This is a genomic window from Mesorhizobium sp. BHbdii (genome assembly GCF_053848045.1).
Map to the genome: position 1 here is coordinate 35,423 of NZ_JBSPKX010000006.1, position 21,652 is coordinate 57,074.

At 61.3% G+C, this 21,652-nt stretch carries 25 protein-coding genes, 2 tRNA genes and 1 pseudogene; 12 read left to right on the top strand and 16 right to left on the bottom strand.

The genetic code is table 11. The annotated features are described in order from the left end of the window. The first annotated feature begins 8 nt into the window (after positions 1-8). Complete coding sequence (locus tag ACWTU8_RS26080) at positions 9-254, top strand: zinc-finger domain-containing protein (protein ID WP_254026757.1); 246 nt, start codon at positions 9-11, stop codon at positions 252-254. A 16-nt stretch (positions 255-270) separates the two neighbouring features. Next, positions 271-1,497 carry an FAD-dependent monooxygenase gene (locus tag ACWTU8_RS26085; RefSeq protein ID WP_455850423.1) on the top strand — a complete coding sequence of 409 codons (1,227 nt, stop codon included), beginning with the start codon at positions 271-273 and terminating at the stop codon, positions 1,495-1,497. A 9-nt stretch (positions 1,498-1,506) separates the two neighbouring features. Here ACWTU8_RS26085 and ACWTU8_RS26090 read toward each other — a convergent pair whose 3' ends face one another. The 5 genes from ACWTU8_RS26090 to ACWTU8_RS26110 form a co-directional block, all read right to left on the bottom strand. Next, the gene (locus tag ACWTU8_RS26090; RefSeq protein ID WP_455850424.1) at positions 1,507-2,193 is read right to left on the bottom strand and encodes a TIGR02117 family protein; all 687 of its coding nucleotides are present in this window, start codon (positions 2,191-2,193) and stop codon (positions 1,507-1,509) included. Between the two features lie 102 nt (positions 2,194-2,295). After that, on the bottom strand, positions 2,296-3,099 hold the full coding sequence (locus ACWTU8_RS26095) for an amino acid ABC transporter ATP-binding protein (RefSeq protein ID WP_065008990.1): 804 nt from the start codon (positions 3,097-3,099) through the stop codon (positions 2,296-2,298). A gap of 21 nt (positions 3,100-3,120) precedes the next feature. Next, entirely contained in the window at positions 3,121-4,278 is a 1,158-nt protein-coding gene (locus ACWTU8_RS26100) for an amino acid ABC transporter permease (protein WP_455850425.1), read from the bottom strand. A 4-nt stretch (positions 4,279-4,282) separates the two neighbouring features. After that, positions 4,283-5,470, bottom strand: a complete 1,188-nt coding sequence (locus ACWTU8_RS26105) for an amino acid ABC transporter permease (RefSeq protein WP_029354257.1) — start codon at positions 5,468-5,470, stop codon at positions 4,283-4,285. Positions 5,471-5,533: 63 nt separating this feature from the next. After that, entirely contained in the window at positions 5,534-6,562 is a 1,029-nt protein-coding gene (locus ACWTU8_RS26110; RefSeq protein ID WP_127209546.1) for an amino acid ABC transporter substrate-binding protein, read from the bottom strand. A 446-nt stretch (positions 6,563-7,008) separates the two neighbouring features. Here ACWTU8_RS26110 and ACWTU8_RS26115 point away from each other — a divergent pair, with 446 nt between their 5' ends. The 6 genes from ACWTU8_RS26115 to ACWTU8_RS26140 all read left to right on the top strand — a co-directional run bounded on the left by ACWTU8_RS26115 (position 7,009) and on the right by ACWTU8_RS26140 (position 10,905). Next, positions 7,009-8,178 carry a cystathionine beta-lyase gene (locus tag ACWTU8_RS26115; RefSeq protein ID WP_455850426.1) on the top strand — a complete coding sequence of 390 codons (1,170 nt, stop codon included), beginning with the start codon at positions 7,009-7,011 and terminating at the stop codon, positions 8,176-8,178. Between the two features lie 210 nt (positions 8,179-8,388). Continuing rightward, the gene (locus tag ACWTU8_RS26120; protein ID WP_065008988.1) at positions 8,389-9,069 is read left to right on the top strand and encodes an RNA polymerase sigma factor; all 681 of its coding nucleotides are present in this window, start codon (positions 8,389-8,391) and stop codon (positions 9,067-9,069) included. 99 nt (positions 9,070-9,168) lie between these two features. Next, the gene (locus ACWTU8_RS26125) at positions 9,169-9,693 is read left to right on the top strand and encodes a DUF4142 domain-containing protein (RefSeq protein ID WP_029354260.1); all 525 of its coding nucleotides are present in this window, start codon (positions 9,169-9,171) and stop codon (positions 9,691-9,693) included. Then, a complete protein-coding gene (locus tag ACWTU8_RS26130) occupies positions 9,690-10,019 on the top strand; it encodes a cupredoxin domain-containing protein (protein ID WP_455850427.1) in 330 nt (109 codons plus the stop codon). Before ACWTU8_RS26125 ends, ACWTU8_RS26130 begins: the two co-directional genes overlap by 4 nt. 233 nt (positions 10,020-10,252) lie before the next feature. After that, a complete protein-coding gene (locus tag ACWTU8_RS26135; RefSeq protein ID WP_455850428.1) occupies positions 10,253-10,390 on the top strand; it encodes a hypothetical protein in 138 nt (45 codons plus the stop codon). A gap of 125 nt (positions 10,391-10,515) precedes the next feature. Further along, positions 10,516-10,905, top strand: a complete 390-nt coding sequence (locus ACWTU8_RS26140) for a YkvA family protein (RefSeq protein ID WP_029354264.1) — start codon at positions 10,516-10,518, stop codon at positions 10,903-10,905. A gap of 51 nt (positions 10,906-10,956) precedes the next feature. On the opposite strand, the gene ACWTU8_RS26145 is transcribed toward ACWTU8_RS26140, so the two are convergent. Beyond that, entirely contained in the window at positions 10,957-12,183 is a 1,227-nt protein-coding gene (locus tag ACWTU8_RS26145) for an anion transporter (protein WP_455850429.1), read from the bottom strand. A 63-nt stretch (positions 12,184-12,246) separates the two neighbouring features. Between ACWTU8_RS26145 and ACWTU8_RS26150 the strand changes: the two are divergent. Further along, positions 12,247-12,429, top strand: a pseudogene (locus ACWTU8_RS26150) (hypothetical protein); the annotation flags it as partial. Positions 12,430-12,433: 4 nt separating this feature from the next. Here ACWTU8_RS26150 and ACWTU8_RS26155 read toward each other — a convergent pair. Beyond that, positions 12,434-12,637 carry a hypothetical protein gene (locus ACWTU8_RS26155; protein WP_455850430.1) on the bottom strand — a complete coding sequence of 68 codons (204 nt, stop codon included), beginning with the start codon at positions 12,635-12,637 and terminating at the stop codon, positions 12,434-12,436. A gap of 87 nt (positions 12,638-12,724) precedes the next feature. Between ACWTU8_RS26155 and ACWTU8_RS26160 the strand changes: the two genes are divergently transcribed. Further along, positions 12,725-14,017, top strand: coding sequence for an Nramp family divalent metal transporter (locus tag ACWTU8_RS26160; RefSeq protein ID WP_455850431.1), 1,293 nt, complete (start codon positions 12,725-12,727; stop codon positions 14,015-14,017). A gap of 288 nt (positions 14,018-14,305) precedes the next feature. Here ACWTU8_RS26160 and ACWTU8_RS26165 read toward each other — a convergent pair whose 3' ends face one another. The 6 genes from ACWTU8_RS26165 to ACWTU8_RS26190 all read right to left on the bottom strand — a co-directional run bounded on the left by ACWTU8_RS26165 (position 14,306) and on the right by ACWTU8_RS26190 (position 17,691). Then, positions 14,306-14,506, bottom strand: a complete 201-nt coding sequence (locus ACWTU8_RS26165) for a hypothetical protein (RefSeq protein ID WP_455850524.1) — start codon at positions 14,504-14,506, stop codon at positions 14,306-14,308. A 75-nt stretch (positions 14,507-14,581) separates the two neighbouring features. Continuing rightward, positions 14,582-14,881: a DUF1236 domain-containing protein gene (locus tag ACWTU8_RS26170; RefSeq protein ID WP_455850432.1), complete on the bottom strand. Its 300-nt coding sequence runs from the start codon at positions 14,879-14,881 to the stop codon at positions 14,582-14,584. Between the two features lie 1,465 nt (positions 14,882-16,346). Further along, the gene (locus ACWTU8_RS26175; protein ID WP_029354275.1) at positions 16,347-16,556 is read right to left on the bottom strand and encodes a hypothetical protein; all 210 of its coding nucleotides are present in this window, start codon (positions 16,554-16,556) and stop codon (positions 16,347-16,349) included. Positions 16,557-16,685: 129 nt separating this feature from the next. Next, positions 16,686-16,970, bottom strand: a complete 285-nt coding sequence (locus ACWTU8_RS26180; RefSeq protein ID WP_065009013.1) for a DUF982 domain-containing protein — start codon at positions 16,968-16,970, stop codon at positions 16,686-16,688. Between the two features lie 277 nt (positions 16,971-17,247). Beyond that, positions 17,248-17,324, bottom strand: a tRNA-Arg gene (locus ACWTU8_RS26185). Positions 17,325-17,385: 61 nt separating this feature from the next. Continuing rightward, positions 17,386-17,691, bottom strand: a complete 306-nt coding sequence (locus ACWTU8_RS26190) for an ETC complex I subunit (RefSeq protein WP_455850433.1) — start codon at positions 17,689-17,691, stop codon at positions 17,386-17,388. A 995-nt stretch (positions 17,692-18,686) separates the two neighbouring features. Between ACWTU8_RS26190 and ACWTU8_RS26195 the strand changes: the two genes are divergently transcribed. Next, positions 18,687-18,763: transfer RNA gene (locus tag ACWTU8_RS26195), tRNA-Pro, on the top strand. A gap of 132 nt (positions 18,764-18,895) precedes the next feature. Here the strand turns inward: ACWTU8_RS26195 and ACWTU8_RS26200 are convergent. Continuing rightward, entirely contained in the window at positions 18,896-19,723 is an 828-nt protein-coding gene (locus ACWTU8_RS26200) for an alpha/beta fold hydrolase (RefSeq protein WP_455850434.1), read from the bottom strand. Positions 19,724-19,851: 128 nt separating this feature from the next. Here ACWTU8_RS26200 and ACWTU8_RS26205 point away from each other — a divergent pair, with 128 nt between their 5' ends. After that, positions 19,852-20,823 carry a GlxA family transcriptional regulator gene (locus tag ACWTU8_RS26205; protein WP_455850435.1) on the top strand — a complete coding sequence of 324 codons (972 nt, stop codon included), beginning with the start codon at positions 19,852-19,854 and terminating at the stop codon, positions 20,821-20,823. Positions 20,824-20,949: 126 nt separating this feature from the next. On the opposite strand, the gene ACWTU8_RS26210 is transcribed toward ACWTU8_RS26205, so the two are convergent. Together ACWTU8_RS26210 and ACWTU8_RS26215 are read right to left on the bottom strand one after the other, a co-directional pair. Further along, positions 20,950-21,333, bottom strand: coding sequence for a type II toxin-antitoxin system VapC family toxin (locus tag ACWTU8_RS26210; RefSeq protein ID WP_455850436.1), 384 nt, complete (start codon positions 21,331-21,333; stop codon positions 20,950-20,952). Further along, positions 21,330-21,587 (bottom strand): type II toxin-antitoxin system Phd/YefM family antitoxin, encoded by a 258-nt coding sequence (locus ACWTU8_RS26215; RefSeq protein ID WP_029354283.1) that lies wholly within the window; start codon positions 21,585-21,587, stop codon positions 21,330-21,332. The genes ACWTU8_RS26210 and ACWTU8_RS26215 overlap by 4 nt, the downstream gene beginning before the upstream one ends. Between the last annotated feature and the right edge of the window lie 65 nt (positions 21,588-21,652).

Genomic DNA, 21,652 nt, shown 5'->3' on the forward strand with positions numbered 1-21,652 from the left:
AGACGACGATGGCAGGCGGTTCCATTCCCCATTTCCAGAACGATGCGGGCTATGCGGCGATCGACATCGGCGTCAAGGAATTCATGTGCACCGGCGCCAACCCGCCTTTCGACCATCCGCATGTGTTTCTCGACATGGGCGACGACAATGAAAAGGTCTGCCCCTATTGCTCGACGCTTTTTCGCTATTCGCCAAAGCTGAAGGCGACGGAAACGCAGCCTGCCGGATGCCTCTATATCGACCAGGCCGCCTGACGCGCACGTCATCCCCATGGACGACACCCGGTCCCGGCAGGTCGTTATCGCCGGAGCCGGCGTCGCCGGACTGACCGCGGCGCTGGCATTTTCCGAGCGCGGCTATCTGGTGCGGCTGTTCGAACAGGCGCCGCGCCTCGAAGCGGCCGGCGCCGGCATCCAGCTCTCACCCAACGCAACGCGCATCCTTCGCCAGCTCGGCGTGCTCGACCGGCTGTTGTCGGCGGCGGTGCGGCCGGAAGCGGTCGTGCTCAAGGACGCCGCCACGCTGCGCGAGCTGGCGCGGGTGCCGCTTGGCGAAGAAGCCGAAAGGCGCTGGCAGGCACCCTATCTCGTCGCTCATCGGGCTGACCTGCAAGACGCGCTGATGGCGCGCCTTACCGAACAGCCGGACATCAGTCTCGTCACCGGCGCGCGCGTCGGCGGCGTCGCCGCAGGACCTCGCCGTACCACGGCAACAGTCGAGATTGCCGGCAAGACGGTCGAAGCCGACGGCTTTCTGCTGATCGGCGCCGACGGCGTGTGGTCGGCTATCCGTGCTCTTGGCGGGTTTGCGGCCAAAAGCCGGTTTTCGGGCGAGCTTGCCTGGCGCGCTACGATCAGTGCAGACAGTGTTGCGGGAGAAGCGCTTGCGGCGGTCGGCGCCGCCAAGTGCGTGACCACCTTCCTGCATCCCGGCTTCCACCTCGTCGCCTATCCGGTCCGCACCGGCACGGCGTTCAATCTGGCCGCCTTCACCATGGGCGAGATCATCGCCGAGGGCTGGTCGGGCCACGCCGACCCCAACATCCTCGTCGGCGCGATGCGTGGCACGGCGGCGGCACTGACCCGGCTTGTCGAGGATGCAGGCCCGTGGACCGCATGGCCGATCCATACTGTCGACCAGGCACAGCCATGGACGACGCCCGCCGGCATCGCGCTGATCGGCGATGCGGCGCACGCGATGACGCCTTTTGCGGCGCAGGGCGCGGCGATGGCGATCGAGGATGCCGCAACGCTTGCCGGCTTTGTCGCCGCCTCGCCCGCCGATCTCTGGGGCGCGCTCGCTGCCTGGGAAAAGGCGCGGCGCCCGCGCATCGCCAAGGTCGCCCGCCGCGGTGCTGTCAACCGTATCGCCTGGCACGCTTCCGGGCCAGTGGCGGTCGCGCGCAACTTGTTTCTGAGATTGCGCTCTCCGGAAAGGCTCGCCGCCGATCTCGATTGGCTTTATGGCTGGCAGGTGCCGGAAAACGTCGGACACTAGTGCCAAGCATCAATTATAAATCCGCATCGACAGGTCGAGCGAGGCCGGCAGCGGATTCCACCAGCCTGTCCGCAGGCCGGCGATACGCAGAGCCGCCGCTGTCCAGGTGTTGCAGCCAACCAGCGCGTTGAAATGGCCGTTGACTTCGTAGAAGCGGTCGAACCTGGAATAGGCGGCATTCTCGACTGGGATGGGACCGTTCGGCCCTTGCTGGAAACTCGCGGTGATGAAGTCGAGCAGCGCTGCAAAACGCTCCTCGCTGATGTCGAAGCCAGCGACGTCGGGGTGCGGCTCGACAATGTTGCCGGCGACATCGACATGCATCACCGATGCGTCCAGTGTCAGCGCCTTCATCACCGGCACCGCCTTTAGTTCCGACCAGGTCGGCGTCTCCAGATAGAAAGCGCGGCCTCCCCAGCCGAAGACGATGTAGCGGACCCCAGCCATGTCGGCCGGAATGCCGCCATCGACCAGGAAATGGAAGCGCTTGCGCACCTTGTCATCGACCGGGATGGCGATATCGGTGTGGATCGGATCCTTCAGCACCAGGATGTGCCTAGTGGCTACGGGATCGGCGGCGGCCGCCGGCAAGAGCGGCCGTGGAATGAAGGTGCCCAAAAGCACGGCAAGCACGATTGCCACCACCAGAATGGCGAGAAAACGCCCAAGCTTTTTCACGAGGGACGGCTTTTTCATGAGGGACGGCCTCGCAATCGGGGCGCAATCGCCGGCTGAGGCCCAGACGCAAAAGAGCCCGGCAGGATTTCGGCCGGGCTCTTTTGATTCGCGTAAGAGCGATCAGTGCAGGATCTGCGACAGGAACAGTTTTGTGCGCTCGTGGCGCGGATTGTCGAAGAACTCGGCCGGCGTGTTCTGCTCGACGATCTGGCCCTGATCCATGAAGATCACCCGGTTGGCGACCTTGCGGGCAAAGCCCATCTCGTGGGTGACGCAGAGCATGGTCATGCCCTCTTCGGCGAGGCCGACCATTGTCTCCAGCACTTCCTTGATCATTTCGGGATCGAGCGCAGAGGTCGGCTCGTCGAACAGCATGATGCGCGGGTTCATGCATAACGAGCGGGCGATGGCGACGCGCTGCTGCTGGCCGCCGGAAAGCTGGCCGGGATATTTGTTGGCCTGTTCCGGGATCTTGACGCGCGTGAGGAAGTGCATGGCGATTTCCTCGGCCTGCTTCTTCGGCGTCTTGCGCACCCAGATCGGCGCCAGCGTGCAGTTTTCCAGGATGGTCAAATGCGGGAACAGGTTGAAGTGCTGGAACACCATGCCGACTTCGCGGCGCACCTCGTCGATCTTCTTGAGATCGTTGGTCAATTCCTTGCCGTCGACGATGATCTTGCCCTTCTGGTGCTCTTCCAGCCGGTTGATGCAGCGGATCATCGTCGATTTGCCGGAGCCCGACGGGCCGCAAATGACGATGCGCTCGCCGCGCATCACCTTTAGATTGATATCCTTCAGCACGTGGAATTCGCCGTACCATTTGTGCATGGCGATGATGTCGATGGCGACGTCGGTGGTGGATACCTGCATCTTGGCGGCATTGACCTTGATCTCTTCCGCGCTGACTGCATTTTCTGTGGCCATGGAAGGTTCCCTTTTTTGTTCTTAGCGTTTGTAGCTGGTATCGAGCCGGCGTTCCGTGAACATCGAATAACGCGACATGCCGAAACAGAACATCCAGAAGACGAAGGCAGCGAACACCAGGCCGGACCTGGCCGTCTGCGGCGTTGCCCAGTTGGCGTCGGAAAAATTCTGTTTGACGACGCCGAGCAGGTCGAACATCGAGATGATTGAGACCAGGCTGGTGTCCTTGAACATGCCGATGAAGGTGTTGACGATGCCGGGAATGACCAGCTTCAGCGCCTGGGGCAGCACGATCAGGCCCATCTTCTGCCAGTAGCCGAGGCCGAGCGAATCCGCACCCTCATACTGGCCCTTGGGGATCGCCTGCAGGCCGCCGCGCACCACTTCGGCCATATAGGCAGCGGCAAACAGCGAGACACCGATCAGCGCCCTCAGGAACTTGTCGAAGGTGACGCCGGCCGGCAGGAACAGCGGCAGCATGACGCTGGCCATGAACAGGACGGTGATCAGCGGGATGCCGCGCACCGTCTCGATGAAGATGACGCACAGCATCTTGACGATCGGCATCTTCGATCGCCGCCCCAGCGCCAGCACAATGCCGATCGGCAGCGACACGGCAATGCCGACGAAGGACAGGGTGAGCGTCACCAGAAGCCCGCCCCATAGCGAGGTTTCGACATGCGGCAGGCCGAACACGCCGCCAACCAGCAGGATGAAAGCAACGATCGGCAGCGCGCCGAAGAACAAAATTGCGTTCAGCCCCTTGCGCGGCACCTTCGGGATGAGCAGCGGCACCAGAAGCGTCACGAACAGGATGGCGACCAGGATCGGCCGCCAGCGCTCGTCGATCGGATAGCGGCCGAACATGAACTGGCCGAATTTGGCGTTGACGAAGGCCCAGCAGGCGCCCGACCAACCATCCGGCTGGATGCCTCCCTGCGCCACCGTGGCGCAGAACGTACGGTCGGTGCCGGTCCATTGGGCGTTGATGAAAGCCCAGCTGATCAGTTGCGGCAGGATCATCGCGACCAGCACGATGCCGATGATGGTCAGGATCGTGTCGCCGGTCGAAGCAATCAGGTTTTTGCGTATCCAGGCGCCCAGACCGCGCTCACTTGCTGGCGCCGACTGTGCCAGCGCCATTTCGACGCGGACGAAGGAAAGGTCGTGCTCCTGCATGTCGCTACCTCTCCACCAGCGCCATTCTGGCGTTGACCACGTTCATGATCGCCGACGTCAACAGGCTGAGCGCGAGATAGACCACCATCATGATCAGCACGCACTCGATCGCCTGGCCGGTCTGGTTCAGCACCGTGCCGGTCGTCGCCGTCAGGTCCGGGTAGCCGATGGCGATGGCCAGCGACGAGTTCTTAGTCAGGTTCAGATACTGGCTGGTCAGCGGCGGAATGACGATGCGCATGGCTTGCGGAATGACGACAAGCCGCAGAATCGATCCCGGCCGCAGCCCGAGCGCACCGGCTGCCTCGGTCTGCCCCTTACTGACGCCCATGATGCCGGCCCGCACGATTTCGGCGATGAAGGCGGCCGTGTAGAAGGACAGCGCCAGGTAGAGAGACAGGAACTCCGGCTTGACCTGAAAGCCGCCGGTCAGGTTGAAGGTCGATTGCTTTGGATAATCGAAGCTCAGCGGGAAGCCGCTCAGCGCATAGGCCAGCAAAGGCAAGCCGATAATCAAAGCCGCCGATGTCCAGAACACAGGGAATTGCTGGCCGGTCGCCATCTGCCGCTGACGCGCCTTGCGGGCGACGAACCACGCCATGGCGATGCCGAGAAGCAGAGCCACCAGGATCAGCCAGGAGCCTTCGCCCCACACGGCGCGCGGAAAATAAAAGCCACGTTGGTTGAGAAAGGAGCTGAACGGCAAATTGATGCTCTCGCGCGGCGGCGGCAGCACCGAAAGCACGCCTGAATACCAGAAGAAGATGACCAGCAGCGGCGGGATGTTGCGGAAGACCTCGACATAGACCGTGCAGATCTTGCGGATCAGCCAGTTGTGCGAAAGTCGGCCGACGCCGAGGATAAAGCCGATTATGGTCGCGGTGATGATGCCGGAGACGGCAACGATGAGCGTGTTGATGAAGCCGACCAGAATGGCGCGGCCATAGGTGGAATCCGACGAGTAGGCGATGGCGCTGTCACTAATGTCGAAGCCGGCGCGGCCCCTGAGGAAACCGAAGCCTGATGCAATGCGCAGGCGCGTCAGATTGTCGATGGTGTTTTGGACGATCCACCAAACCAACGCCACCAGCACGATGACGACCACCGCCTGGAAGAATATGCCGCGGACCTTCGGATCGTTGATGAAGGAGCCGCGGCTTGGCTCCTCGCGAAGAATTTCCTGCGATGCCATTCAACCATCCCCTGGAAAGAGAAACCGGAAGGCAGGAAAGCTGCCTTCCGGATCACATTTCGATCAGCGGATCGGCGGAGCGTATTGTAGGCCGCCCTTGGTCCACAATGCGTTGATGCCGCGCGCGATCTTCAGCGGGCTGCCCGAACCGACATTGCGTTCGAACATTTCGCCATAGTTGCCGACAGCCTTGACGATGTTGACCACCCAGTCATTGGAGACACCGAGATCGGTGCCGATCTTGGTGTCGGGCTCAGTTCCGAGCACGCGCTTGATCTCCGGGTTGTCCGAGTTCTTCATCTCGTCGACATTGGCCTTGGTGATGCCGAGTTCCTCGGCCTGCAGCAACGCGAAATAAGTCCACTTGACGATGTGGTACCACTGGTCGTCACCCTGACGCACGGCCGGTCCAAGCGGTTCTTTTGAGATGATCTCAGGCAGCACAACGTGGTCGGCCGGGGCGCCAAGCGTCAGGCGGATGCCGTAGAGACCCGACTGGTCGGTGGTGTAGACATCGCAGCGGCCGGCGTCATAGGCGGCGTTGACCTCTTCCAATTTCTCGAAGACGACCGGGTTGTACTCCATCTTGTTCGACTTGAAATAGTCGGCAAGGTTGAGCTCGGTTGTCGTGCCGCTCTGCACGCAAACCGCCGCGCCGGAAAGCTGCAGCGCGGAATTCACGCCCGGCAGCTTCTTGGCGTTGATCATGAAGCCCTGGCCGTCATAATAGGTCACGCCAATGAAGTTCAGGCCGAGTGCGGTATCGCGGTTGATGGTCCAGGTGGTGTTGCGCGACAGGATGTCGATCTCGCCTGACTGCAGCGCGGTGAAGCGTTCCTTGGCGCTGAGCGGCGTGAACTTGACCTTGGTGCCATCGCCGAAAACGGCGGCCGCGACAGCGCGGCAGAAATCCGCATCGATGCCTTGCCAGTCGCCCTTGTCGTCCGGCGCCGAGAAGCCGGCCAGACCGGTCGAGACGCCGCATTGGATGAAGCCCTTGGCCTTGACGTCGTCGAGCGTGGCCGCCGACGCGGCCGAGGCCACCAACCCAAGCGCGGCGGCGCCCAGAATGCCGATTGCAATGTGTTTCATAACCCACAGACCCTTTTCTGTTTTTTTCAGGCGAACCTGACTTTTTTCCGTGTGAACGCAGCTTCCGGTTCCGGCCCAGTCCCGGAACCCCGCATCGCAACCGACGCGCTGCCTCCCATTCACGAACTGCATCGAAGGCGATTATTTCAGTGAGGTCAAGGGAAATGACCTAAACCGAAAGAGTTTGAAAACCAATTGCCGCAAATGCCTGAATTGCAGACAAACGCGCCTGGAAACCAGCCAGCCGTGCGAACAAAGCCGGCAAAGCCCGGTCAACGCAAATCGGGGGCTGGGCCGGCAAAACCCGTCGCTCGGATTTACGGCCCACGACTGACTTGTCGTGCGATGAATTGGCATATCCAAAGTCCGCCGGCTGGCGGGTGGCGAACGGTTGCGCGGCCAATGCCGCCGCACTATGGCTAGCGCTTCATCAGAGGCGAAGCGCAATGGCAAAAGACGGCAACGAAATGGGCATCAACACGCGGCTTGCCCATTCGGGCAACAATCCGCACGACTATTTCGGCTTCGTCAATCCGCCGGTCGTGCATGCCTCGACCGTGCTCTATCCCAACGCGGCGACGATGGCGGCACGCAGCCAGAAATACACCTACGGCACGCGCGGCACGCCGACCACCGACGCGCTTGCCGGTGCGATCGACGCGCTCGAAGGCTCGGCCGGCACGATCCTGGTGCCCTCGGGCCTGGCGGCGGTGACGGTGCCGCTGCTCGCCTTCCTGTCGGCGGGCGACCATGTCCTGATCGTCGATTCCGTCTATCACCCGACCCGCAATTTCGCCGACACGATGCTGAAACGGCTGGGCGTCGAGGTCGAGTACTACGATCCGCATGTCGGTGCCGGTATAGCGGCGCTGATCAAGCCCAACACCAGGGTCGTGTTCACCGAATCGCCGGCCTCCAACACGTTCGAGGTGCAAGACATACCGGCCATCGCCAGCGCGGCACACGCCGCAGGCGCGATCATCATGATGGATAACACCTGGGCGACGCCGCTCTACTTCCGCCCGCTCGACCACGGCGTCGACATCTCGATCCATGCGGCGACGAAATACCCGGCTGGCCATTCCGATGTGCTGCTCGGCACCGCGTCGGCCAACAAGGCCTGCTGGAAACAGCTTTGCGAGACGTTCTACACGATGGGCTGCTGCGCCGGGCCGGACGATGTCTATCAGGTGCTGCGCGGCCTGCGCACCATGGGTGTGCGCCTCGACCACCATCAGCGCAGCGCACTGGCCATCGCCGGCTGGCTGGAGGGCCAGCCGGGCGTGGCGCGCGTGCTGCATCCAGCGCTTGCCAGCCACCCCGATCACGCTCTCTGGAAGCGCGACTTCTGCGGCTCGAGCGGCATTTTTTCGATCGTCCTTGCTGGCGGCGGCCAGAAACAGCAGCATGCCTTCCTCGACGCGCTCAGGATATTCGGCCTTGGCTATTCCTGGGGCGGCTATGAGAGCCTTGCCGTGCCGGTGTTCCTCGGCGACCGCGTCGTCGCCAAGGGCCCTTATGACGGCCCGCTCGTCCGCTTGCAGATCGGGCTTGAAGACGTCGACGACCTGAAAGCCGATCTGGCGCGCGGCCTCGCTGCGGCGGCGGCTGCTTGAGCGACGGCAGGGTCTTCCAACAGGCACATCCTCGGCCTGATCACGCAGACCGATCTGCTGGCCGCAACGGCGCGCGCAAGCTGCAGACAAGCTGCTGGTCGAAGCGGTAGCGTAGTCGGGCCGCCGGGAAAAATGTTCGGGAACCTTTTCTCGGTTAGCCCGTCCAATGTTTCGATCGGAGGATTTGCTTCCGGTCAGGAGATTGGCTCAATGAGGAAACCGCTCACGGCTGCGACCGTCATGCCCGCCGCATCTGGCGAGATGCAGCTTGTCGGCCGCGCCCTGGCACGCGAGGGCGGAGCCTTCCGCACGATTATCAAGACGCACAACCAGCGGCTCTATCGTATCGCCCGCAGCGTCGTCCGCAACGACAGCGAGGCTGAGGACATCGTGCAGGAGGCCTATGTCAGGGCCTTTGCCCAGCTCGGGGATTTTCGCGGCGAATCCTCTCTCGCCACATGGCTGTCGCGCATCGTCATCAATGAGGCGCTTGGGCGTTTGCGCAAAAGGCGGCGAACGGTAGCGATGCCGCAAAGTCTACAAGCCGAAATCATCAAGTTTCCCCTTAATCCCAGCGACGATCCGGAGCGGACGATGGCGCAACGGCAGATCCTCGAGCTTGTCGAACGGGCGACCGATCGCCTTCCCGATGTCTACCGGACAGTATTCGTGGCGCGGGTGATCGAGGGTCTCAGCATAGACGAGACCGCAGAATTGCTTGATGTGCGGCCCGAAACCGTCAAGACCCGGCTGCACCGCGCCCGCGCCCTCGTCCGCAAGGCCCTGGACGATCAGATCGGCCCGGTGCTGCTCGATGCCTTCCCCTTCGCCGGCCGCCGGTGTGAACGGCTGACCGCCGCGGTGATGCAGCGGCTTGGCTTTACAGACTGATTTTTCCCAAATTCCCGGGAACGTTTGCCCCCGCCCGGCATCCAATCATCGTCAACTGGAAATGCCCGGAGCCATTCGCATCCGGCGAAGGAGAACGTCATGTTTATTCGATCGACCACCGCACTGGCAGCGCTTTTCCTGCTCAGCACAGCAACGTTGGCGCAAGCCTCCGATAAGCCGAGCGACCCGCAGATCGCCCACATCGCTTACACAGCCGGCGTGCTTGACGTCGAGGCGGCCATGCAAGCGCTGAAGAAATCGAAAAACAAGGAGATTCTCGACTTCGCCAAAGACATGGTGCGAGACCATGAAGCCGTAAACAAACAAGCGCTTGACCTGGTCAAGAAGCTCAACGTGACGCCAGAGGACAACGCCACCAGCAAGGCGCTGACCAAGGCGGCGGACGAGGAACGGGCGAAGCTCGCCAAGCTCGACGGCGCCGCGTTCGACAAGGCCTATGTTGACAACGAGGTCGCCTATCACAAGCAGGTCAACGGCGCGCTCGAAACCCTGCTGATCCCCTCGGCCGAGAATGCCGAACTGAAGAGCCTGCTGGAGACCGGCCTGAAGCTATTCCAGGGCCATGAACAGCATGCCGAACATGTCGCCGGCATGCTGAAATGAGTACAGCATCGACGATGTCGAAACGGCATCTGTGGATTGCAATGGCGCTAACTATTGCTGCCGCATCCGCCAAGGCCGAAACGATTGAGGTGATGATCGAGAAGCTGGTGTTTTCGCCCGCAAGCATCGAGGCGAAGGTCGGCGACACGATCGAGTGGGTCAACAAAGACGTGTTCGCCCACACGGCGACCGTCACAGGCGGCTGGGAGGTGATGATCCCGCCGAAGACATCGGCGAACCTGACGCTGAAGAGGGCAGGTTCGTTCGACTATTTCTGCCGCTTCCACCCCAACATGAAAGGCCAAATGACGGTGACGTCGCCCTAGCCAGGCCAGCAGAGACCGCCCTGCACGCGCAGGGCGGTCGGGCGGCATCGAGCCGCCTGGTAGCGAGGCGCCGGCTCGCCGGTCTGCGTCGCGGCGAACAGGGTGGCGCGGGCAGCGTCGTAGGCTTCCCACAGCGCGCGGTCTGGTAGAGGTCCCCCAGGATGCCCACGACCGGCGAACGAAACATGCTGTGCTGACGCCACTCGGAAAAGCGATACCAGCAGGCATATGTCGTGTCGGTCGAGGCCAACCGGCGCTTCGAGGCGATTTTGGGGGCGGCCGCGGCCGAAAAGCTGAGGAGCCTCGCCGACGATGTCGCCTCGCAGGACTTTCCCGACGCTTATGTTTCGAAGCCGGCGAGCAGCACCTAATCGTCGGAGCGATAGAGCACCGGGCATCCTTTGGGACGCGCCACGGACGGTGCGGTCCAGTCTTTCTACGACCAGCGACCGCCGCTCGAATGCAGGTGGACGACAATCTGTGCTAAAGTAACCCTATGAAAGCATGGCTGGAAGCGGCAAAGAGCCGGGCGCGCGACATCAAGCTTGATGTCGTCGCCCTGTGGTTCGCCGCACGCGATCCTCGGGTGCCCTGGTCCGCGAAACTCGTGGCGGGGATGGTGGCCGCCTATGCGCTTTCCCCAATCGACCTGATCCCGGATTTCGTTCCGGTGCTCGGCTATCTTGACGACCTGATCATCGTACCGCTCGGCGTAATCCTGGCCATAAGGCTTGTTCCGCCGCCGCTGATGGACGAGTTTCGAGCGCAGGCTGCCGCGCTCGAAACACGTCCGCAAAGCAGGACGGGAATGTTCTTTATCGTGGCGCTCTGGCTGGCTTTGGCAGCTTTGCTGATCTGGGCCTTTTGGCCCACTCACGCCAGATAGTCCGGAGGCTTGCTTGCACTTGAAACCGCCCTTGCCTGCTGCGCCGGCGGCCTAAAACCCAAGCGCCAGCCACGCAGTCCCAGCAAACAGCGTGATCAGCGTCAGCGGCAGTCCGACCCTGAAGAAGGCTCCGAAAGACAGCGCCTTGCCGGCGGCGCGCGCCTGCTCAGCGACAATCAAATTGGCAATCGAGCCGAGCTGCGTAAAATTGCCGGCCAGAGTCGAGCTCATGGCGACGACCAGCCAGGCGCGCTCGGGGTTCTCCAGGCCGGGTATGAATGGCCGCAGCGCAAGCACGGCCGGAACGTTGCTCATGATGTTGGACAGCACTGCAGTGAAGCCGGACAGCCGCCAGACATCGTCCAGTCCCAGGTCCTTTGCCGAGGCGATGATCTCGGGGGTGAGAAGCGCCTTCTCGGCGCCGGCGACGACGATGAAAAGGCCGGCGAACATGAACAGCAGCGGCCCGTCTATCTCGCGGTAGATGCGCGCCGGCTTGATGGCGCGGGTCACAAGAAGGATGGCGCCGCCGATCAGTGCGGCCTTGGCAACCGGAACGCCGGCGAAGAAGGCGATTGCCAGTCCGATGCAGACGACCACGGCCTTGAGCACCTGTCCCGGCAGCATGCGGCCGCGATAGACCTCGGGGCTGAGCTCGGTCTTGCGCGCAAATTCGGCGCGATAGACGATGCGCACGATGACGACGACGGCGACGAGGCCAAACAGCGCGACCGGCGCCAGGGCCGCCGAGAAGGCCGGATAGGAAATCCCCGACAGCGCGCCGATGACCATGTTCTGCGGGTTTCCGGTGATGGTGGCGACGCTGCCGCAATTCGACGCCGTGGCGGTGGCGATCAGATATGGAATTGGGTTGCGGTTGATGACCCGGGTGACGTGGACGACGATCGGCGCCATGACCAGGCAGATCGCGTCGTTGACCAGGAACGCTGACAGGACGCCGGTCAGCAGCGTCACCATCACCAGCAGCATAAACGGCGCATGTGCGTGCTCGATGGCAACGGCGCCGAGTGCGCGAAAGGCGCCCGATACCTTGAGATGCGCGACGACGATCATCATGCCGAGCAGCAGCGTGATGGTGTCGAAATTGATGGCGCGGTAGGCGTCCTCCAGGCTGAGCGCGCCGATGGCGATCATCGCCGCACCGCCGAGCAGCGCAATGCCTGCCCGGTCAAGGCGCAAGCCGGGGATCCTGCCGATGGCAACGCCGGCATAGGTCAGGATCAGGATCAGCAGTGCCGCCGCACCCATCAATGTCATTCGTGGGAAAGCCCCGTTCAGATCCGCCCTGCCCCGCCATAGGGTAGCAGGCGCAAGCTGTGATTCCTGCCGCCATACTCACCTGAGCTCAATCCGATCGGGCAAGCCTTGGCAATATCAAACATTGATGCGACGCGCACAGCGTCGAACCATCGAAGAGACTGGCGCACCATCGGCCAACTCATCCAGACAATCACACCAGCAGAGTTTCTCGTAAAACGCTGGGTATGCTTCCGTCGAAGATGAAGGTTTAGAAGAAGCCCAGGCTCATTGAAATCGTGGCTCGATCATGGCGAGGATAGAGACTGTCCCCACCTTTGGGCCGGCCGACCAGCAAAGCGAAGAACGCGCCTTCGGCATGGCAAGGCGAGCGCTGAACACCCGGCTGACGCTGGAACAAGCAGCCGATTGCGGAGTTGAAACGGCGATAGAGGTTTGCCGGAATGAGTTCCACTCCCGTGCTGCGGTACATCTATTGGGTAATTGTTCTCGACGTTTCGGTCGTGCTTGCGCCTTACTCTCTTAGCGCGGCGTGGCCGTAATGACGCAGCGCGATCCTAACGCCACTTCACCACAGGAAGACAAGAAAGACGGCATCGGACGAGCACTTGGACTCGGCCTTATCACCGGCGCTGCTGACGACGACTGCTCGGCCATCGGTACCTATGCGAGTGCCGGCGCGCGCTTTGGCCCAGACCTGCTTTGGACCGCTCCTGTAACGCTGCCGATGATGTACACTGTCGTGTATCTCTCGTCGAAGCTTGGACAGGTTTCGGGCCGCGGCCTCTTTCATGCGATCAAGGACTTCTACCCACGGTGGCTGCTCTGGGCTGTTCTTGTGGGCGTGCTGATCGGCAACACGATCGAAGCAGCCGCCGATCTCGGCGGCATGGCTGCATCCATCAACATCTTCCTTCCTGTTCCGATCCCCCTCATTGTCATCGTAGTCGCGGCCGCGATCTTTGCTCTCCAGCTTTGGGGCTCCTACACGCTCATTCGTAACATCTTTCGCTGGCTCGCGCTGGCCCTGCTTGCCTATGTCGGGTCAGCCATCATGGCGAAGCCGGATGCGGCAGCCGTGCTGTGGGGCACCCTTGTTCCGAAGATCGAGTTCAGCCGCGAGTTCCTGTCCATCCTGGTGGCCATCATCGGCACCACCCTTTCAGCGTACCTCTACACCTGGCAGTCGAATGAGGAGGTGGAGGAAGAGATTGCCGAGGGGAGAACGACGCTGAAGGAGCGCAAGGGTGCCACGGACGGTGAACTGCGCCGCTCCCGCCGCGATATCCTGATCGGCATGATCTTTTCCAATCTCATCATGTACTTCATCATCCTGTCGACAGGGTCTACGCTCTATGAAGCCGGCGAGCACGACGTAGAGACCGCCGCTCAAGCAGCCGAAGCTCTCAAGCCGCTCGCTGGTGCAGCCGCTGGCGTACTGTTCGCTGCCGGCGTGATCGGGGTCGGGTTCCTTGCCGTTCCGGTCATGACGACAGGTGCGGCATACGATCTGGCGCAGGCAGTTGGATGGAAGCACAGTCTCCATGCCAAGCCGCGTGAGGCGCCAAAGTTCTATATCGCGATCGGCGCCTTCACGCTGATTGCTGTCGGCCTGAATTTCCTGGGTTTCAACCCGATGAAGGCGCTTGTCTGGTCCGGCATCGTGCAGGGCTTTTCCACGCCGCCGCTGCTTCTTCTTATCATGCTAATGACGAACAGCCCGCGGATCATGGGAGACAAGGTCAACAGCCGCTCAACCAACGCTCTGGGATGGACTACTACGATCGCAATCTTTTCCGCCTCTTTAGGGCTGGTAGCGACCTGGTTTATCTAGGTCACCATGACCCCGGCAATTCGAGCTCACACGTCTCTACCGTGCTCCCGGGGGCGGCGTGACCAAGTGCGCGTGCTTCTGGAAGATCGCAATCTTGTCGGGATAGGTAATCCGGATTTCGCGTCCGCATCCGTCGCACTTGTAATGGGAAACGACCTGAAACCAGCTGCCGTTCTTGATGACGGTGAAGTTGCACTGCGGGCAGTGGAAAGTCAGGCCAACAGAGAACAGGCTGGGAGAGAGAGACATTGCAGCACTTCACATTGTGGAGAGTTTTGAGGCGGCTTGTTAGTCCAGCGTCTCCACGACGAAGGATGCGGCAATCAAATCGTCGGCATCGATTCTGCCCTTTCCGTCCTCCATGACGGCTGCGACTTTTCCAAAGATCTTCAGTTCATCCTCGGTAATCCGGGCGCCGCGCATCCTCTCGCTGAGGTCGGCCACGCGCATTCGCAGCGCCTGGGACGCTCCAATCTCACGGTTCGACATAATAATCACATTCCTCCCTTGCTGGCTTCCCACCGCACCTTTCGGCACGGCGGGCTGTCCTCCCAGTCGCTTTGGTCATTCGATGATTTTGATGATCTTGCGTGTGCCAGGGTCAACGACAACGGTCCGGTTGTCGACGACCACGTAGCGGTATTCGGTGTCAGGAACTTCATGAAGCTCGACCGTCTCGGGCAGGGTTGAGCCGATATTGAGCTCCACTCCAGGGATTTTCACTGAGGCGAGCGGCTGCTTCTTCACATACTCTCTGATGACCGTCTCCTGTTCAGGCGCGATAACAACGTCCTGAGCGGCAGCGGCGCCGATACCTGCCAGCAGCAGAAACCCCGCGGCTGCAGTGGAAAGACGAATTCTCATAAGTGCCTCCTCTATACGAGCTATGTTCCGCTGAACGCGTCTTCGCGCCAGCCTCACCAAACCTCGGGCAGCTGCAAACGTTCCTTACCTGGGCTTCGGTCTGATAGGAGACAGGACCTAAGTCTCACCTGTTTTCGCGTAATAGCCCCTGACATTGCGCCACCCGGAACTGCGGTTGCTCGTAGTAGTTGCTCGCTGTGAGTTCACGGGAGGAGTCCATGGAGAATAGCGTCCACCAAGCCCGCTGGTTGCTCGCTCCGGTCTTCGCCGTCTCCATCGCGTTCCTGGCGATTGGAATGGTCGTTAGCTAGGGCACAATCGGACTTTGACGATTGAACCGAAGAACGAAATTGAGATCTGCGCAGCTAAGTCCCTTCCTGCGCTGATAAAGGACCACCCGCCACTCCTCGATTTGGCGGGTGGTCCGAGCGAGCGCGACTGAGGCGTCCTCGCCGCTGGAGCCCAGCACCGAGGCGGGCGCAGCTCTTCCTCGCCACGGAGATGCCTGATGTGGAGCGTCATGCCGGGGTACAGCGCGGTTCGTCGCGGTTATTATGCCTTCGGTGTAGCCGGTCGCGCGGTTTTGAGTTTCTGACACCGGATTTTAGAGCACTCACCCGTCTCTCGACTTTCTCGAAGCGTTCTCGCAGCCGTGGATGCCCTAGCCATGGAATCCGCCAAAGCTACAAGCACGGATTCGTCCGCAGGTTTCGCGACAAAAGTGCCGGCCTTGAAGGCCTCACCGCGGCCCTCGATTTCCGTGGCACTATAAATTACAAAAGGGATATTACGGGCCACGAGTTCTTCAGCAACCGAAGAGCTGATGCAGTCCTGCAAGAGCACGTCCAGGATGACGACGTCAGGCTCAACAAAAATTTATCGTGCACGATTGCAACTTGGCTCTGAGGCCACCGCAAAGCCAGCCTCTCTGAGTGACGTCTCGATATCGATGACGATCATCGGCTCGTCCTCAAAGATGAGCGCTAGAGGCTTTCTCATGTCCTCCTCCTTGACGGGCAGGAGCACGATGTGCGCTGACCTCCCGGCAACGGCGCCCGGATAATTCATAATCCTGTCAGGATCAGAGTCCAAACTCATTTTTAACGAGCGAAAACAGTCGCGTCGCACCTAGTCTTCCCAAAGCCTTGGAAGCGAGCGTGCCGAAGATCGTCCTTGCCGCGCAAGTGCTTCACCCCGGTCTTGATCGGAAGGGGACACCGATCTCGCAGCTTGGTTCACAGGAGATGCGGCAGAAGCCGAAGGCCCTCCCCGAGTCGGCTGTTCCGTACGGAAGTCAAAAAGCCCGCCGCACCTTTCGGCACGGCGGGAGATCAGTCGTTCACCAGGCACAGGGTGGGCGGGGGTGGGTGTGCCCGGATCGTAGGAAATCCTACGCGCGCCGGCTGCGTCTCGTCTACCAACCGGCGGTTGGGAGCATCAACTCGGTTAGCTTGCTTTACCCGGCCTACCGCCCCAGAGCTTGTTTCGAAGCCGACAGAAGTTCTTCCTCGTCCACCACTCCCGCCATGTAATTGGCAATAATTCGGGACGCGAGCGACTCGCGCTGTTGTTCCGATTGGCCGTCAATCTTCAAACGATCGAACACGCGGCCAAGTAGCGCCAGCTCTGACGGGTTGAAAACACCCGAATCCTCTGCTCTTCCACGAAGCGGCATGACAAACCCCCTTCGCCCAGAGATTTTGTTCGTGCAGCATTATCATACACAAAAAAACCGCACCCCGTTGCAGAATCGCAGACCCGAGATGCGCCCTAGCGGAAGATCGGCGAGCGGGCGAGGACGACCTCACATCAGATCTTCAGCAACCCCGTCGAATTTCTTGAGGCCTTCGCTTGGAGGCTTCTGCTTAAGCAGTCCCTGTGCAGTTGCAGCCGCCTCGAAAGCGGCGAACGCAGCCTGGTGACTGCAATGTCCGGCCAGGCATTCCTCGATCATTCGGATTGCTTCAAGTCGGGACGGCTTGTCCATGAATGGCCATGGTTGCTGAAGCGCTTTCGCAGCGTCGGCTATCGACGCGACCACCATCGGCCTGTGATTCAGGTAGATTGTAATCGGGATGAACGCCGTCATTTTTGTCGCTCCGCAGGATTGAAGGCGGTTAAACGCAAAGACATGGCGGTGGTTGCATGAACGTGCATCATCGTGAATTCAGAGCGCCGCCGCCCGAGCCTTTAGACACGACGCAATCGGAACTGGCCGAGCGATCAAGGGTATCGGTTCCCATGGGAAGGCGGTCACCGTCACCACCTGCGGGCGCATCTGCTACAATGGCAAGAAGATCAAAGTGTTACCTATGTGTCCGGTATAAAATGTAACCTATGTGTCCAGAATGGACCCCTGAAAATGCTGGCGATCCCGACAGGATTCGAACCTGTGACCATCGGCTTAGAAGGCCGGTGCTCTATCCAGCTGAGCTACGGGACCGCTGGGCCGACGCCAAGGGCCGGCTGAATCATGCGCTGGGACGGCTGCCCGGCATTGCCGGTCAATGCGTCCAGGGCGTCCTGCGGTCATAGCGGAAATTCTCCGCATAGGAAATCTGGCGGCGCTTGGATTCTTTCGGCTCCTCGACACGGAAGGCCAGCCCCTCTTTCTCGGCATAGGCCACCGCCTCTTCCCGGGTGTCGAAGGTGAGCCTGATCTGGCTCCGCGTGTCACCCGAAGTGGTGTAGCCCATCAGCGGATCGATTTTCTTGCGCATCTCGGGATCGAATTCCAGCACCCAGTGGCCGGTCTTGGCCTTGCCGGACTGCATCGCGGTTCTGGCTGGGCTGAAAATGCGTGCGGACATGGACACCTCGTTGCTACGGGCAAGCGGCACCGCCGCTGTATTCCCGTCATTACCGCGCAATGCCGCCGGCGGCAAGGCCGATGCCTGCCGTACCCTTCGACACGGCGGGCCACCGACGGTGACCGCGCGACGGTTCACGGCAAAAGACCCTGCCGTTCCGTTTTCGTCTCTTAGGGTCGCGCAGCCAAGCCCGGAACCTATAGCCCGCAAGGACTCGGGCCGCGGTAATCAGCAGCGGGAGCCGTTGACGAGCACGTTGTGCCGGGCGCCCAAGGCGCTTGGCGAATCCCGAAGCAAATCGTTCTCGTCTCGCTTTGGCACAATGGGATTGGCATCTGAATTGCTACATCTGAATTGCTAATCGAGACTGGCCAGAGTGTAGCCACAGCGCTTGCGGGTGGATGGAAATTGGGCTTAGCCGAAGACTTGTCTGATGTTGCGCTCACATTCGAATGTCCGGATTGCTCGCATCCGGCGGTAAGGAAGGGCTCTGCGCTAAGGACGATCGAGCACTTCAGATGTGGCGGGTGCAACGCCAAGGTGCGGGTCACTTATCCGCAGAAGCTGGCGATCTTCGAAAAGCACAAGCTATTGGCCGCCCGAGGGGCGTTGCAATTGGCTAGCTAAGCCTTTTCCAGGTTGTCGGTCGCGCGGATTTCGATGAGCACAAGATTGCAGAATTCTGAGGCGGTATCGTTGGTGACGGGCTGAGGATCGCTCAATTCAGGCAGCTTCCTTGCTGGCGAAGCGATTGATGTTCCAAGCACCGCCGCCGGTTGACGCGCCGCCGAGCTAGTTGAACGCGAGCCTCGCTAGCGCCGGAGGGCGACAAGGCGCGGCTACTTCATTTTTCTATCCATGAGGAGCGCGATGAACAGCCGTGGGACTTTTGGGGACTTTTCGTGCAACTCCCTGCCACTCTATGGCGTTCGTTCCGTTTTTGTCGTTTCGGGGGTTGCCTTCCAAAGCCTGGAACCCTATAGCCCGCAAGGACTCGGAGTGTAGCGCAGCCTGGTAGCGCATCTGGTTTGGGACCAGAGGGTCGGGAGTTCGAATCTCTCCACTCCGACCATTAATTCACCGCGACGAGCAGCAGCCGTGCTGCCGGCGCACCTGCGCCGGACAGCATCTGCGGCCGACGAAGCACCCAGCGACCGACGGGCAGCCCGTATTTCCGCGCGTGCCCGCCTGAAGCTGCGAAGCGTCAGCTTTGGATGAACGCCAGGAGATCCGGATTGATGATCTCCGGGTGGGTGGTGCACATGCCGTGCGGAAGGCCCTTGTAGACCTTGAGCGTGCCGTGTTTCACCAGCTCGGCTGCAAGCAGAGCGGAGTCGGCAATCGGCACGATCTGATCGTCATCGCCGTGCATGATCAGGACAGGCACGTCGATCTTCTTCAGGTCCTCCGTAAAGTCGGTCTCGGAAAAAGCCTCGATGCAGTCGTAATGGGCCTTGGCTCCGCCCATCATGCCCTGGCGCCACCAATTATCGACAGCCCCTTGCGAGACCTTGGCGCCCTCGCGATTGAAGCCGTAGAACGGGCCAGCCGGCACATCCCTGTAGAACTGGGCGCGGTTGGCGACCAAAGCGGCACGGAAGCCGTCGAAGACCTCGATCGGCAGGCCGCCGGGGTTGCTGTCGGTCTTGAGCATGATCGGCGGCACCGCGCCGATCAGCACCGCCTTGGCGACGCGTCCTTCCCCACCGTAGCGGGCAACGTAACGCGCCACCTCGCCGCCGCCGGTCGAGTGGCCGATATGGACGGCGTTCTTGAGATCAAGGTGAGCGACCAGAGCCGCGACATCGGCGGCGTAGGTCTCCATCTCGTTGCCGGTCGCCGTCTGTGTCGAGCGGCCGTGCCCACGACGGTCATGCGCGATCACGCGATAGCCCTTGTCGAGGAAGAACAGCATCTGGTTGTCCCAGTCATCGGCGCTGAGCGGCCAGCCGTGATGGAACACGATTGGCTGGCCTGTGCCCCAATCCTTGTAGAAAATCTCGGTGCCGTCCTTGGTGGTGAATGTGCTCATCCTCTTACTCCTTGATGCAGGTGGCTGAATTGGTTGGGGGAAGGTTGGTCCTTCTGTGGACAAAGCTATCGCAACGGAGTCATGGTGAGGATTGGCAAAACAGACATTGAACATGGCAAAACTGACAGATGATTGCGGCGCATGATCCGGTCGAAATCGGGCTTCTGGTGTATCCCGGCGTTCAGGAAGCGGCAGTACTGGGCCTCACCGATCTCTTTCAGCTGGCCAACCGGCTGGCTTCCGAACGGTCGCCGGATGCGCTGAGGCTTCGCGTCACACATTGGCAGTGGCAAGAGGCGAGTCAAACGGTCATCCCCACCTTCGACAGCGAGCCCCGCCCTGGCCATGGACCTGCCATGGTCATCTTGCCTCCGACGCTGGGTGATCCGATTCCAAGCGAGGCGGCCGCGCCCTATGCCGACTGGCTCAGGGCCCGCCATGCGGCGGGCGCGACGCTCGGCTCGGTCTGCGCCGGCGCCTTCGTGCTGGCCGAGACCGGCCTGCTGTCGGGTCGTGTTGCGACCACGCATTGGGCCTATCGCGACGCGCTGGCGATACGCTTTCCCGACATCCTACTCGATGCCGACAAGCTGGTCATCGACGATGGCGACATCATCACCGCCGGCGGCTATATGGCCTGGACCGATCTCGGCCTGAAACTCGTCGACCGGGTGCTTGGGTCGACCGTCATGATAGAGACGGCCCGTTTCATGCTTGTGGACCCGCCGGGACGCGAGCAACGCTTCTACAGCCCGTTTGCTCCCAGGCTGAACCATGGCGACGCGGCCATCCTCAAGGTGCAGCACTGGCTCCAGGCGAGAGGCGCGCGCGATGTGACGCTTGCCACCATGGCGGAGCATGCGGCCTTGGAGGAGCGGACTTTTTTGCGCCGCTTTCGCAACGCCACCGGCCTCAAGCCGACCGAGTATTGCCAGCACCTGCGCGTCGGCAAGGCGCGTGAGATGCTGGAAACGACGACCCGATCCATCGACCAGATCGCCTGGGATGTCGGCTATGACGATCCCGGCTCCTTCCGCAAAGTGTTCGCCAGGATAACCGGCCTGGTGCCGGGCGATTACCGCAGGCGTTTTGGCGTGTAACGAGCGGCCCTGCCCGGCGAAAGCTGAGCGGTGGCGGTTGCGGTGTGACGAGTCTCGACCGGGACGGCCGGACGACGCGAATGGGCGGCAAACAGGATCGCGCCTATCGTCTGCTTGCGTCCTTCCTTAGAGAGCGCTTTCGATATCGGTCCTTGAAAAATCGTCGCCGACATAAAGCAGGCGGCAGGCATGTTCCTTGGCCACCTCATAGGCGAAGCAGTCACCGAAATTGAGCGCGGCCGGGCGAATTCCCTTACCCCATTTTGCGTAGGCCTCGGCGATGCGACGCGCAGAGGCCGGCGTCACTGCCACAATTTCGAAACCAAGCCCGTCGATCAGGCCGGACAGCTCTTCGCCGACATTGCGCCGCGCCGCGACGATCAGCGCTTCGGCCACGGTGCCGGCGGAAATCAGAATGACGTCTTCGGCCTCGAGCGCCGCGATGCAGACATCAGCCTCCGGCTCGTCAAGAACGATCGCCATCAGCGCCGAGGTATCGACCACCATCATTCAGGCAGGCCATCGTCGCCGTAAAGAAAATCCTGGCTTCGCGCGGCAGATGGCCCAACCTTCGCCCTGGCGGCGCCGGATGCGCGCATCGCCTCCAGCAATGCCCGACGGCTTTTCCTGTCCGGCACTGCCTTGACCGGAACCAGGCGCACGGCCGCATGACCGTGGCGGGTCAGAATGATCTCGTCACCTGCCTCGGCACGACGCACCAACTCGGTCAGCTGTCCCTTGGCGTCTGTAACGGATACCTGCATCGCGCCTCCTCTATGGACCATCCTCTGGTCCATATTTGCAGTGAAAATAGACCATTCAACGGTCC

Coding starts and splice junctions, on each gene's coding strand:
- ACWTU8_RS26080 (WP_254026757.1), top strand. CDS start 9: ATGGCAGGCGGTTCCATTCCCCATTTCCAGAACGATGCGGGCTATGCG.
- ACWTU8_RS26085 (WP_455850423.1), top strand. CDS start 271: ATGGACGACACCCGGTCCCGGCAGGTCGTTATCGCCGGAGCCGGCGTC.
- ACWTU8_RS26090 (WP_455850424.1), bottom strand. CDS start 2,193: ATGAAAAAGCCGTCCCTCGTGAAAAAGCTTGGGCGTTTTCTCGCCATT.
- ACWTU8_RS26095 (WP_065008990.1), bottom strand. CDS start 3,099: ATGGCCACAGAAAATGCAGTCAGCGCGGAAGAGATCAAGGTCAATGCC.
- ACWTU8_RS26100 (WP_455850425.1), bottom strand. CDS start 4,278: ATGCAGGAGCACGACCTTTCCTTCGTCCGCGTCGAAATGGCGCTGGCA.
- ACWTU8_RS26105 (WP_029354257.1), bottom strand. CDS start 5,470: ATGGCATCGCAGGAAATTCTTCGCGAGGAGCCAAGCCGCGGCTCCTTC.
- ACWTU8_RS26110 (WP_127209546.1), bottom strand. CDS start 6,562: ATGAAACACATTGCAATCGGCATTCTGGGCGCCGCCGCGCTTGGGTTG.
- ACWTU8_RS26115 (WP_455850426.1), top strand. CDS start 7,009: ATGGCAAAAGACGGCAACGAAATGGGCATCAACACGCGGCTTGCCCAT.
- ACWTU8_RS26120 (WP_065008988.1), top strand. CDS start 8,389: ATGAGGAAACCGCTCACGGCTGCGACCGTCATGCCCGCCGCATCTGGC.
- ACWTU8_RS26125 (WP_029354260.1), top strand. CDS start 9,169: ATGTTTATTCGATCGACCACCGCACTGGCAGCGCTTTTCCTGCTCAGC.
- ACWTU8_RS26130 (WP_455850427.1), top strand. CDS start 9,690: ATGAGTACAGCATCGACGATGTCGAAACGGCATCTGTGGATTGCAATG.
- ACWTU8_RS26140 (WP_029354264.1), top strand. CDS start 10,516: ATGAAAGCATGGCTGGAAGCGGCAAAGAGCCGGGCGCGCGACATCAAG.
- ACWTU8_RS26145 (WP_455850429.1), bottom strand. CDS start 12,183: ATGACATTGATGGGTGCGGCGGCACTGCTGATCCTGATCCTGACCTAT.
- ACWTU8_RS26160 (WP_455850431.1), top strand. CDS start 12,725: ATGACGCAGCGCGATCCTAACGCCACTTCACCACAGGAAGACAAGAAA.
- ACWTU8_RS26165 (WP_455850524.1), bottom strand. CDS start 14,506: ATGTCGAACCGTGAGATTGGAGCGTCCCAGGCGCTGCGAATGCGCGTG.
- ACWTU8_RS26170 (WP_455850432.1), bottom strand. CDS start 14,881: ATGAGAATTCGTCTTTCCACTGCAGCCGCGGGGTTTCTGCTGCTGGCA.
- ACWTU8_RS26175 (WP_029354275.1), bottom strand. CDS start 16,556: ATGCCGCTTCGTGGAAGAGCAGAGGATTCGGGTGTTTTCAACCCGTCA.
- ACWTU8_RS26180 (WP_065009013.1), bottom strand. CDS start 16,970: ATGACGGCGTTCATCCCGATTACAATCTACCTGAATCACAGGCCGATG.
- ACWTU8_RS26190 (WP_455850433.1), bottom strand. CDS start 17,691: ATGTCCGCACGCATTTTCAGCCCAGCCAGAACCGCGATGCAGTCCGGC.
- ACWTU8_RS26200 (WP_455850434.1), bottom strand. CDS start 19,723: ATGAGCACATTCACCACCAAGGACGGCACCGAGATTTTCTACAAGGAT.
- ACWTU8_RS26205 (WP_455850435.1), top strand. CDS start 19,852: ATGATTGCGGCGCATGATCCGGTCGAAATCGGGCTTCTGGTGTATCCC.
- ACWTU8_RS26210 (WP_455850436.1), bottom strand. CDS start 21,333: ATGATGGTGGTCGATACCTCGGCGCTGATGGCGATCGTTCTTGACGAG.
- ACWTU8_RS26215 (WP_029354283.1), bottom strand. CDS start 21,587: ATGCAGGTATCCGTTACAGACGCCAAGGGACAGCTGACCGAGTTGGTG.